The sequence below is a fragment of the Lysobacter capsici genome (assembly GCF_018732085.1).
GTDB lineage: Bacteria > Pseudomonadota > Gammaproteobacteria > Xanthomonadales > Xanthomonadaceae > Lysobacter > Lysobacter capsici_A.
On sequence record NZ_CP076103.1, the window covers coordinates 5,676,551 to 5,687,383 of the forward strand.

Below are 10,833 nucleotides of genomic sequence, written 5' to 3' on the forward strand. Positions count from 1 at the left end.
CGCATCGACCGGCGCCTGTCAGGTTGCGGCGATTACGCGGCAGCCAGTGAGGCTGCTGTTGGATTCGCGGCGATCCGAGCGAAGAGCGTCGGGGCTCGAGCCCCTCCCACAAAAGCCGTCGCCGCATCGATCAGCGCTTGTCGGCTTGCTGCAATATCGACATGCGCGTATCAGCTTGCCGAGTGTCGACAAGTTTCGTCAGGGCGCGAATGCCCGAAGTCTATTGTGGGAGGGGCTTGAGCCCCGACGCTCTTGGCTCAGATCGCCGCGTCATTCGCCGCCGTGCTCCAACACCGGCAAAGCGTCCTCGCCCGCCTTGATCCGCCGATAAGCCTGCTCCACCACCTGCGCGCCGTACTTGCGCTCCAGCCGCTTGACGATGAAATGCCCGCGCGCCATGTCCTGATAGTGATTGGTGAACAGCACATTCATCGTCGCCGCGGTCGCCGCGCCGATCACCGGCACCAGCTGCGCGGCGGTCTTCTCGGTGATGATCACGCCGAAGCGCGTGGCCACCGCGTCGATCAGCTTGGCCATCCACGCCGCGCCCTGCTTCTTGGCATAGGCATGAGTGACCTGGTGCGCGCCGCGATGCCCGGCCAGATGCACCAGCTCGCGGGTGGCGTTCTTGGTCAACTCCGACAGCACGCCGCGCGAGGCGTAATACCCCGACTCCGACGCATCGTCGTCCTTGCTGTTGCCGCCGAACGCGAACACCTCGACACAGGCCGCCTGCACCCACGGCTCGGATACCGAGAAGCCCTCGCTGCGGGCGATGTCGGCGACCGAACGCATCATGATCACGGTGGTGACCGGCAGCTCCAGGGTCAAGCCGAGCGCGCCGAACATGCCGCCGGCCACGCCCGAAGCCGCGGCGGCGAGTTTGTGGGTCTTGGTCGACGAGCCCTTGTTCGGCACGTCCTTGACCGTCCACAACGCCGCCGAGGCGGCCTTGTGCAAGGCCGCGTGCACGGTCTTCTGAATGCCGCGGTGAGCGAACTTGGGCAGCTTGGACATGCCGAATTCGATCGGCGCCCCGGCCAGCGCGGCCATGCGCGCGGTCAGCGACGGGGTTTCCAGCAGCGCGACCGCGCGCTTGAGGTCGGATGCGTCGCGCGCATCGTCGAAAAGGTTCGGTCCCTGCTCGATCGGATCGCTTTGGCTCATGTCGCTTCGCTCGCTCCTGCCGCACGCTGCCGCGGCCGGGCGGCCTGGACCTGTGAAACATAGGGACGATGGCCGGGTACGGCAAGGTCGACGCGGCCACGCCCGCCCGTTCGGTTCACGGCGCAACGTGTCGGGCGCGGCCTCAGACGGCGGCGTGAGCCTGCCGTCGTATTCGGGCTCTCCCGATCGATCAGACCACCGGGTCGCGCTGCTCGATTACGCCACGCGATCGCATTCTTCAGCCGTGCCGTGCAATCGCGTCCCTCAATCGCGCGGCTTGGCCACCCGCACCATCCGTTCCAGCAGATGCTCGACGATCGCATCGGCCTGCAGGCAGCGTCCGGTATGCACCGGCGAAAGCTGGATGATCGAGCTGCGCTTGGCGGTCAGCCAATGGAAGCGCGCGCGCGGCGGCAACTGGCCGATTGGACCGGAATCAACGCCGCCTTCGCAGATCTTCTCGATCGCCTGCAAGTGCAGGCGCACCGCGTCGATGTCGACATGGGGATCGAGCGCGAGCAACCGCTGTGGATCGAGCTCGATGCCGGCGACCAGCAACGTGGCCTGCGGACACGAGACCAGCACGCCGACGTTGACGAATTCCTCGCGCTCGACCCGCGGCACCACGCGGATCACTGCATAGTCATAGCTGGAGCGAACGGGCATGCAGCGCCTCCTCGACGAAAGCACGCGGCGCGCGGGCGCGGCGGTTGAGGTAGTCGGCATAGGCGCGGCGGTGTTCGTGCGCGTCGCTGAAGCCGGGTTCGTCGATCAGCCAGCTGTCGGGAATCAGTTCTACGATGGCTTGCACCAGATCTGGAGTGATCTGCGCGGCCAGTGCCTCGTCGGCCTGCATGAGTTGGTCGGCCAGCGACAGCAGCACGTGGTCCTTGATCGGCGCGAAGCGGCTCGCCGCGGCATCGGCCGCACCGGCCCAGTTGTGATGGAAGTACAGCGCCGCGCCGTGATCGATCAGGGTCAGGCGACGGTGCCACAGCAGCATGTTGGTGTTGCGCGCGGTGCGGTCAACGTTGGTCACGAACGCGTCGAACCAGACGATGCGCGAAGCCAGTTCCGCGCTCGGCCGATCCACCAGCGGGTCGTAGTTGACCGAGCCGGGCAGATAATCGAGGGCGAGATTGAGGCCCGCGCTTTCGCGGATCAGGTGCTGGATTTCCGGGTCGGGTTCGGTGCGCGCCATGTCGGGGTCGAGTTCGATCAGCACGATCTCGGGCACCGGCAGGCCGAGCCGACGTGCGAGTTCGCCGCCGATGATCTCGGCGATCAACGCCTTGCGGCCCTGGCCGGCGCCGCGGAATTTCATCACGTACAAACCGTCGTCGTCGGCCTCGACCACGGCCGGCAGCGAGCCGCCTTCGCGCAGCGGGGTGACGTAACGGGTGGCGCACACGGTTCTCAGCACGGCGGTGTCATCGATCGGTTCTCGCACGACGGCGATCGCGGCGGGCGACGCGATCCGGTCGCCCACCTTAGGTCCGGGCGGTGAAAAGTCCAAGCCCGGGCCGGCCGTTGCGCGCCGTCGCGCGCGGATCGCGCCGGCGTGGATCATGGGTGAGCCGATCGCGCGGGATCGATCATGCGGCGGCCCGCGCAGCGCGTTCGTGGCTGAGCCGCCGCACCAGGCCGTCCACCTGCGCTTCGGCGCGCTCGATCGAGACGCGCAGATCCTCGCCGCCGAATTCGTCGTACTCCACCGCCGCGCCGTGGCTGTCGGTGATGCCGAGGTAACGCATCGGCGTCAGCACCGCCGGTTCGACATGGTTGATGTGGGCCAGGCGTTCGCCGGCGCCGTAGCCGTAATCGCCGCGCGAGCTGAGCAGCACCAGGGTCTTGCCGGCGTCGCCGAGCATCGGCCAGTACGGCTCGCCCTCGCGCTGGCGGTCGAAGCCGAAGGTGCGGCCGACCCGCACCACGTTGTCGATCCAGGCCTTGAACGGCGCGGGCACGCCGAAGTTGTACATCGGCACGCCGGCGACGATCAGGTCGGCGGCCAGCAGCTCGTCGACCAGCGCGTCGCTTTCGGCCAGCACCTGCGCCATCCACGGCTCGCGCCGGGCCGGCGGGGTGAAGGCGGCATGGATCCAGCGGTCGCTGACCGGGGTCGGCGGGGCGAGGCCGACGTCGCGCACGACAATCTCGTCGGCGGGGTTGAGTTCGCGCCAGCGGCGGACGAAACGCTGGCTCAGGCGGCGGCTGTGCGAGCCGTGGGCGTGGCTGTCCGAGCCGTGCAGGCGGGCGCTGGCGTCGATGTGCAGGAGGCGGGTCATGGGGATGGGTTCCGAGGCGGTGATCGATGAGGTCTGATTGCCGCTTGAGCGGCAACGGATGAGGTGCAATTGCCGTCAGAACGGCAATGGCGGGCATGGATGCATGTTGTATCCGGCTGCGCGGGCCGACAAACTCCGATTTCTCAGCCAACGCATGAGTGAATTTCATCCATGAGCGGACGCCGCCTGCCCCCGCTAGGCACCCTGCGCGCCTTCGAGGCCGCGGCCCGGCTGCGCAGCTTCAAGCGCGCCGCCGAGGAGTTGTCGGTCACCCCGACCGCGATCAGCCACCAGATCCGCGCGCTGGAAGCGCAGCTCGGCCTGCGCCTGTTCGAACGCGAGACCCGGCGGGTACGGCCGACCGCCGAGGCCGAGCGGCTGTACCCGGTGCTGCGCGACGGCTTCGACGCCTTCGCGCAGGCCATCGCCGAACTGACCGCGCGCCCGCGGCGGCAGGCGCTGACGATCTCGGCGACCTTGTCGTTCACCGCGAAATGGCTGGTGCCGCGGGTGGCCTCGTTCCACGCCGCGTATCCGGACCTGGACCTGCGCCTGCACGCCTCCGACGATGCGGTTGACCTGCACGGCGGCGTCGCCGACGCGGCGATCCGCTACGGCCGCGGCCCGTATCCGGGCCTGGTCGCCGAAGCCTTGATCGACAACCGCTTCGCGCCGGTGTGCAGCCCGCGACTGGACCTGCGCGGCCCCGACGATCTGCGCCGGCATACCCTGCTGCATTCGGAGTGGCGGCACCCGACCCAGGATTCGCCGACCTGGCGCGGCTGGTGCCTGCAGGCCGGGCTGGACGGGCTCGATGTCGACGCCGGGCTGCGCTTCACCGACGAAAGCCACGCGATCCAGTCGGCGATCGCCGGCCACGGCGTGGCCTTGCTGAGCCTGACCCTGGTCGCCGATGACCTTGCCGCGGGCACGCTGGTGCAGCCGTTCGGGCCGGCGTTGCAGGGGCACCCGCACTGGTTCGTGCATGCCGATGCGAATCCCAGCCCGCAGGTGCGGGCCTTGCGCGATTGGTTGCGGGCGCAGGTGGCGCTGGGGGATTCGGTTTGATGCGCCGCGAATGTCGCGAGGTATTTTGTGGGAGGGGCTTGAGCCACGATGCTGTCCGATCCGGCGCGGCGATCTGAAACGAATTTGCCAGCCAATAGCCGCGGACATAGTCGATCTCGCGAGGTCTCCGTGGGAGGGGCCTCAGCCCCGATGCTTTTTTTCAGATCGCAGCGTCTGATCGGAAAGCATCGGGGCTGAAGCCCCTCCCACAAAAAACCTCGGGCATCGGGTCGATCACAAGGGTCAGGCAGAACTCGGAGACTGGCTCGATCAACCCTTCGCACTCGACTGGGCGAGCTGATAGCGCCGCTCCTGAGTCAACCCGCCATAGCCGTAAGCCGCCGCCCGCGCATCGATCACATGGATATACGAGGTCTCATGCACCTCGCCGATCAGCGCCGATAGTTGCGCGTGCACTTGCTGCAGATAACGCGCCTTCTCGCCCTTGGTGTTGGTTTCGTCGGTGATGCTGATGTCGAGGTGAAACGCATCGCGGCCCCAGTCGGCCAGCGAGCGTCCATCGATGAACCAATGCGCGCGGTCGACGTAATGGATCGCGATCGCGATCAACTCGCGCGGCTTGCCGAGCACCTCGACGGTGAGGTCGGCGATCAAGGCCGCGGCGCGGCGGCTGAGGTCGGGGTCCGGCGATCCGGACAGTTGCAGGTTCAGGTGCGGCATGGCGGCGGGCTCTGAGGCGGGCCGGCATGACTCGGCCCCGGGATGCAGGCCCAGACTAGGCTTGCGTCGACCATCGGAATAGCGGGAATATATGACCTCATCCATCGGCCGAACCGATAGACGGAGCATCCATGCGCAGCCTCGATCTCGAACAGCTCCGCGCCCTGGTCGCGGTCGCCGACGCCGGCAGCATTTCCGGCGGCGCCGGCCAGGTGTTCCGCTCGCAGTCGGCGATCAGCGAGCAGATCCAGAAGCTCGAACAATCGGCCGGCGTGCCGCTGCTGCTGCGCTCGCGCAACGGCGTCGTGCCGACTCCGGCGGGGGAACGCCTGCTCGGGCATGCGCGGCAGATGCTCGCGCTCGGCGAACTGGCGCTGCACGACGTACGCCGCGAATTGCACCGCACCCAGGTGCGGCTGGCGATCAGCGATTATTTCCGGCCCGACGAAATCGCCGCCCTGCTCGGCCACCTCGCCCGCCACTGCCCACAGTTGCAGCTGCAGGTGACGATGGGCCAGAGCGCGACGCTCGCGCGCACGCATGCCGAAGGCGGCTTCGATCTGGCCCTGACCATGGACCTGGAAACACCCGCGCAGGCGCGCCAGCGCAACCGCGCCGACGTGCTGCGGCGCGAACCGCTAGCCTGGGTCGCCGCGCCCGGCCTGGACCTTCGCGGCGAATCCGAACTGCCGCTGATCCTGCTGCCGGCCAGTTGCAGCCTGCACCAGATCGCGGTGCGGCGTTTGCAGCAGCAGCGGGTCGACTACCGGATCGCGCATGTCGGCAGCGGCGTCGCCGGCGTGCAGGCGGCCTTGCGCGCCGGGCTGGGTCTGGGCTGCCTCAACACCTCGGCGATCGCGCCGGGACTGGCGATCGCGCGCTCCACGCGCCTGCCCAGCTTGCCGAGCTGCCGCTTCGTGCTGTTGCCGCCGCCCGACGACGCGGCGTCGGGCTTGCGCGAAGCCGACGCGGTACTGCGGGCATTCTTTCGCTAGCTGCGATCGCGCGTGGCGACGAACCCCTGCCGAGCAGGCGCGCAATCAAGCGTAATGCGCGGGCCGGCGCGGCGCTCGCACGCTTGATGTTTCCAGACGAATCCATCGATAAGCGGACACGCGCGGCAGCCGACGATGCCCTGTTTGCGGCGCCAACCGGCGCCTCGGAGTCGGCTCTTTTCGACCGGCTCATCGGAACCGATCCATCGTAATTCACTTGCCGCAACCCGCTCGCACGGGCCGGGCCGCATCGCGGCCGCACGGCGCATCGTCGTTCGTTGTCGGCCATCGCCGGCTCGATTGCGATGATCGAGCCTGATTCGATGGGTAGCGATCGGGCCTGAAGCTGTCATGCAATGCCGCCGCATCTTCCGGAATGCGGCGGGGCCATAGTCAGGTCATGCAGGTCACAACAACATCAGCTCGGAACGCTCCTTGGTGCTGTTGTCGACGAAAAACATCTTCTTGCCCTTGTCGGCACGATCCTCGACCACCTGGTACAGGCGCAGCGCCTGGCGGATGGCCGCGGTCTTGCTGACGCCCTTGCGCACACACAGCTCTTCGAGAAATTGCATCTCGCTGCCTGCCAGATTAAGGGTCATACGGCGCCGGGTCTCTTTCATTGGTACACCTCGTTGTTTAGCTGAATTGGCCATAAGTCGCGGCCTTGCCTGGCGCGACCGAAGGTATCGACTTGTCGCTCCTGTTCTCTTGCTTGTCTTCCCTGCAGGGTGTCGCACTTGCCATACGCACGCGCTCGCCGTGTGTCACCGGAGAGCCCATCCGCATCGTGGGCGCAAAGGCCCACACGTCCACGGCCGACGAGCGGCCGCTTCCGGAAAATCGGCATCGCCGCGAGCCAGCGACGCTGGACCCGCGGACCGACGCATCAGTAGCTCCCGACCATGTTGAGAAACCAGCCGCGATGGTCGTAATCGAAATTGGTCAGGTCGTCGCTGAATTGAGTGAAGTTGTAGCCCACGCCGACGCGGAAGTTCTTGCCGACGTCGCGATCGATGCCGATCAGCGCGCCCTGTTTCTGGCCGCCGTCCTTGACGTCCAGCCAGCGGTATTCGGCCAGGCCGTGCCAGACTTCCTTGAACTCGTAGCGCGTCTGCACCGCGGCGAAGGTGGTCGAGGAATCGGCCCACTCGCCCTGCAGGCGGCCGAAGCGCACTTCGCCCACCCGCCGCGCCAGCTTGCCGGCGAATTCCCAGCGATGGTTCGGGTGGTAGATGCCTTCGAACGCCAGCACCTGGCTGCGCTGATCGTAATCGGAGATGTTGGGGCCGACCTGCTCCAGCGCCGAAACGTCGTACAGGAAGGTGTACTTGCCCAGCAGCGCCCAGCGCGTGTCGTTGTAGGGCCGCCACGAGAAGCCGACGTTGCTTTCGACGAACTTGGCGCCGGCGTCGCGGTTGATCTGGTCGCGTGTGCGCGAATAATTCAGCCGCCCGGCGATGCGGAAGCTGTCGTTGAGCTTGTGCAGGAAACGGTTGCTCGAGGTCCACTGCTCGCGCCGTTCCGCGCCGCTGTCGCGCCGCCATTCGAGCTTGCTCGACCATTGGGTATCGACCGAATTGCGTCCGCCGCTGAGGCTGACCGCGCGGCGATTGACCTGGCCGAGTTCGGCGGCCCGGTCGAGCGTCGCCTCCTGCAAGGTGAAACCCAGGTTCCAGCCTTCGCCGGGATAGAAGTCCATGCCGTAGGTGTGGGCCAGGCCGGATTCGTTGGGCGCCTTGAGGAACTGGCTTTCGTTGAACAAGTTGACCTGGTTCGACAGGCGCCAGCGTTGACCCAGGGTCCAGCCGCTGTTGAGGCGGTCGTTGAACAGCGGGTCGTGCTCGGTGGTGTCGGTCGAATAGGTGTAGCTGCCGTACAGGCTGTGATCGGGCGCGAGGCGGTATTCGGCGTTGACCTTGGCCGCGTCGCCGCGGTCGCCGGTGGTGAGTTCGGCGCCGACGCTGGACAGTTCGCCGAACAGGTACTTGGCGCCGACGCTCAAGGCGTCGTTGTCGGCGTACTTGCCGTGGTCGTCGTCGACGGTGACCTGCGCGGTGCCGAACAGCTCCAGCTGGGCGCCGATCTGCTGACGGTACTCGAGCGCGGCCAAGGTGCCGTTGGCGCTGCCGCCCAGGCGCTGCTCCTGCACCCGTCGCACTTCGCCGCTGACGCTGATGTCGTCGCTGAGACGCCATTCGCCGGTCAGCTGGGCCTGGGTCAACGACTCCTTGCCGCGTTCGGCCACGCTGTAGCGACCGAACAGGCGCAGCGCCGGAGTGAGTTCGCCGTTGAACTCGAAGCCGCGCTCTTCGATCGGCTCGCCGGTGTCGTAACGCGAAATCGAATAACCCGCGTCGACCTTGCGCCACCACGAACCCACGGTCCAGTCGCTTTGCGTCCAACCCAGTTCGCGCAGGTTGGCCCGCGCCTCGACCGAGCGCGCCTTGCCTTCGCGGTCCTTGAGGCCGGAGTTGAGCTCGGTGAAGCTCAAGCCGCCGTTGTCGGAGAAGAACACCGGCGCGCTGGTCGCCTGGGTCTGGGTCTGTTCGAGCTTGAGGTAGGTGCCGCGGCCGGCCTGCAGGGTGAGGTCGGCGCCCTTGAGGCGGTAGTCCTCGCCCGAGCGCTTTTCGTCGATGTAGGTGCCGCCCACCGCGACGTGATCGCCGAACCAGTGCTTGCCGCGGAAACCGGTCGCCATGTCGTCGGCGTCGAAGCCGTCGGGCACGTATTCGTAATCGACCAGCAGGATCTGCTGATAGCCGTCGAGCGGGGTGTCGTGGGTGAGCGTGCGCAGGCCTTCGCGCGACACTTGCGACAGCGGCTTGTCGAGCAGGATGCGGCCCTGCAGCTCGTCGATTTCGTAATCGGCGCCGCGCACCAGATCGACGCGGTTCTCGACCCGGCCGGTGGTGGGGTCTCGCACCTCGACGGTGAGTTTCTCCGAGCCCGGCAACACGTCGCCGTGCTTGAGGTAGTACAGGCGCGCACCGGTGCCGAGCAATTCGGTGTGGCCCGGCGCGGTCTGCGCCTGCGAGCCGAACACGCGCAGCTGCGAGCCGGCTTCGCCGATCGCGGTGGTGCGGCGGCTGCGCCAATCGAGCGCGCCGCCGTACAGCGAACGGTTGTACTGGGCGTATTCGGTGCCGGTGATGCCGGTGTTGAAGTTGCCCCACAGCGCCTGGTTCTTGTCCCAGTCCACGCGCAGGTACAGCCGTCCCATGGTGTCGACGTCGCGGTAGGTCACCGAATCGTCGCCATACACCGGGTAATACTGGTCCGGGTCGAGGCGGCGGAACACGTCCTGCGGGTCGGCGTTCCAGAAGCCGTTGAACAGCTCGCTGATCTCGCGTTCCTGGGTGTCGGCCTGGGCGGTAACGAGGTACTTGCCTTTGACCTTGCCCTTCAAATAAAACGCCAGGCGCCCATCGATCAGGAAGTTGTCGTCGTAGCGATCGTCCGGCGTCACCGGTTCGACCGAACCCGACGCGCTGTTGCCCGACACGGTGACATCGGCCATCGCCACCGCGAACAGATAACGGCCGGTGACGTCGACGTCGATCGCGTGGTGCAGGGCCGGTTCGTCCTTGCGGCCGCCGACTTCGATATCGAACCGATGCTGGCCGACCGGCACGAGGTACTCGGCGACCAGCTTGCGCTCCAGATCGACCGGATGCATGCGGCCGTTGATCTTGATCGACATGCCGTCGGGGATGTTGCGCCCCTGCAGGCGCACGCGCGAGCCGTAGATCGGGATGTTCTGCTGGCGCAGGTTGTCCTGGCCGAAGATGCTGTCGATCTGGCTGCGCTGTTCGGCGTCCTGCACGCTCAGCGAGGCGCCGAATTGCTTCTGGGTGGCATCGCGCAGGATCTGCGCGCCGCGTTCGGCCTCTTCGGGCCGGACCAGTTGTATCCGCCGCGGGAAGGTCTCGTCGAAGCTGCCGTCCTCGCCGTAGGCACGGACGATGTAGATCAGTTCGTCGTCCGCGCGCAGCCTGAGTTCGGCCGGCAAGGCGCCGTCCCATTCGACGTCGCTGACCGACGCCAGCGGCATCGGCACCGTCGCGATCGGGCTGACTAGGTCGGAATCGCTTGCGCGGTAGATCAGCACCTCCGCGCGTTTGATGAACGCGGCGTAGTTGTTGTACGCATAGAAGCGCACCGGCTTGACGATCCTGCTGCCGTCGAAGGCGACCAGCGACGGCGCCGACACGGTCATTTCCGGACGGCCGAGGTTGGGATCCTCGGTCGCCCAGATCACGCCGCCGCCGGGCAGTTGCATCGACCATTTGCCGACCACCACCGCCTTGCCCGGCACCGGCGTCTGCTGCCAGGTCGAGTTGCTGTCCTCGGCTTCGATCGTGACCCGGCGGTCGGGTTGCAACGTTTCCGACGAAGACCGTTCGCTGGTGCCTTGGGTGACCGGCTGACGCTTGCCGCGCGTGCGCAGTTCGAACAGCACGCCTTGATCGCTGTCGCAACCGGCGGCGTTGCACTCGACCTCGCCGCTGTCCTGCGCCTTGTCCGGCGCCGCGGCCGGCGGGGTCGCCGGCGGCGCGGTTTGCGCGCCGGCGACCTTGACCAGACCGCTGAGGATGCAGATGAGGGTGTAATCGAGCAGTTTCATTTTCATG

General features: G+C 67.1%; 10 protein-coding genes. 3 read left to right on the forward strand and 7 right to left on the reverse strand.

Annotated features, from left to right (window positions below):
• The first annotated feature begins 15 nt into the window (after positions 1-15).
• Entirely contained in the window at positions 16-240 is a 225-nt protein-coding gene (locus tag KME82_RS27285; RefSeq protein ID WP_430538867.1) for a hypothetical protein, read from the forward strand.
• 30 nt (positions 241-270) lie between these two features.
• Here the strand turns inward: KME82_RS27285 and KME82_RS23655 are convergent, their stop codons facing one another.
• From KME82_RS23655 to KME82_RS23670, 4 genes are all read right to left on the reverse strand, one after another.
• Positions 271-1,167, reverse strand: coding sequence for an EcsC family protein (locus KME82_RS23655; protein ID WP_215496198.1), 897 nt, complete (start codon positions 1,165-1,167; stop codon positions 271-273).
• Between the two features lie 264 nt (positions 1,168-1,431).
• The gene (locus tag KME82_RS23660; protein WP_215496199.1) at positions 1,432-1,833 is read right to left on the reverse strand and encodes a DUF3037 domain-containing protein; all 402 of its coding nucleotides are present in this window, start codon (positions 1,831-1,833) and stop codon (positions 1,432-1,434) included.
• Positions 1,811-2,587: a HipA family kinase gene (locus KME82_RS23665; protein WP_215499185.1), complete on the reverse strand. Its 777-nt coding sequence runs from the start codon at positions 2,585-2,587 to the stop codon at positions 1,811-1,813. Before KME82_RS23665 ends, KME82_RS23660 begins: the two co-directional genes overlap by 23 nt.
• Positions 2,588-2,762: 175 nt before the next feature.
• Complete coding sequence (locus KME82_RS23670; protein WP_215496200.1) at positions 2,763-3,455, reverse strand: FMN-dependent NADH-azoreductase; 693 nt, start codon at positions 3,453-3,455, stop codon at positions 2,763-2,765.
• 171 nt (positions 3,456-3,626) lie between these two features.
• Here KME82_RS23670 and gcvA point away from each other — a divergent pair, with 171 nt between their 5' ends.
• A complete protein-coding gene (gcvA, locus tag KME82_RS23675) occupies positions 3,627-4,523 on the forward strand; it encodes a transcriptional regulator GcvA (protein ID WP_215496201.1) in 897 nt (298 codons plus the stop codon).
• A 270-nt stretch (positions 4,524-4,793) separates the two neighbouring features.
• On the opposite strand, the gene KME82_RS23680 is transcribed toward gcvA, so the two are convergent.
• Positions 4,794-5,204: a tautomerase family protein gene (locus KME82_RS23680; RefSeq protein WP_215496202.1), complete on the reverse strand. Its 411-nt coding sequence runs from the start codon at positions 5,202-5,204 to the stop codon at positions 4,794-4,796.
• Between the two features lie 131 nt (positions 5,205-5,335).
• On the opposite strand from KME82_RS23680, the gene KME82_RS23685 reads away from it, so the two are divergent.
• Positions 5,336-6,199 carry a LysR family transcriptional regulator gene (locus KME82_RS23685; protein ID WP_215496203.1) on the forward strand — a complete coding sequence of 288 codons (864 nt, stop codon included), beginning with the start codon at positions 5,336-5,338 and terminating at the stop codon, positions 6,197-6,199.
• 407 nt (positions 6,200-6,606) lie between these two features.
• Here KME82_RS23685 and KME82_RS23690 read toward each other — a convergent pair whose 3' ends face one another.
• Entirely contained in the window at positions 6,607-6,822 is a 216-nt protein-coding gene (locus KME82_RS23690) for a transcriptional regulator (protein WP_036110112.1), read from the reverse strand.
• Between the two features lie 266 nt (positions 6,823-7,088).
• A complete protein-coding gene (locus tag KME82_RS23695) occupies positions 7,089-10,832 on the reverse strand; it encodes a hypothetical protein (RefSeq protein WP_215496204.1) in 3,744 nt (1,247 codons plus the stop codon).
• Position 10,833 lies beyond the last annotated feature (1 nt).

Coding starts and splice junctions, on each gene's coding strand:
- KME82_RS23655 (WP_215496198.1), bottom strand. CDS start 1,167: ATGAGCCAAAGCGATCCGATCGAGCAGGGACCGAACCTTTTCGACGAT.
- KME82_RS23660 (WP_215496199.1), bottom strand. CDS start 1,833: ATGCCCGTTCGCTCCAGCTATGACTATGCAGTGATCCGCGTGGTGCCG.
- KME82_RS23670 (WP_215496200.1), bottom strand. CDS start 3,455: ATGACCCGCCTCCTGCACATCGACGCCAGCGCCCGCCTGCACGGCTCG.
- gcvA (WP_215496201.1), top strand. CDS start 3,627: ATGAGCGGACGCCGCCTGCCCCCGCTAGGCACCCTGCGCGCCTTCGAG.
- KME82_RS23680 (WP_215496202.1), bottom strand. CDS start 5,204: ATGCCGCACCTGAACCTGCAACTGTCCGGATCGCCGGACCCCGACCTC.
- KME82_RS23685 (WP_215496203.1), top strand. CDS start 5,336: ATGCGCAGCCTCGATCTCGAACAGCTCCGCGCCCTGGTCGCGGTCGCC.
- KME82_RS23690 (WP_036110112.1), bottom strand. CDS start 6,822: ATGAAAGAGACCCGGCGCCGTATGACCCTTAATCTGGCAGGCAGCGAG.
- KME82_RS23695 (WP_215496204.1), bottom strand. CDS start 10,832: ATGAAAATGAAACTGCTCGATTACACCCTCATCTGCATCCTCAGCGGT.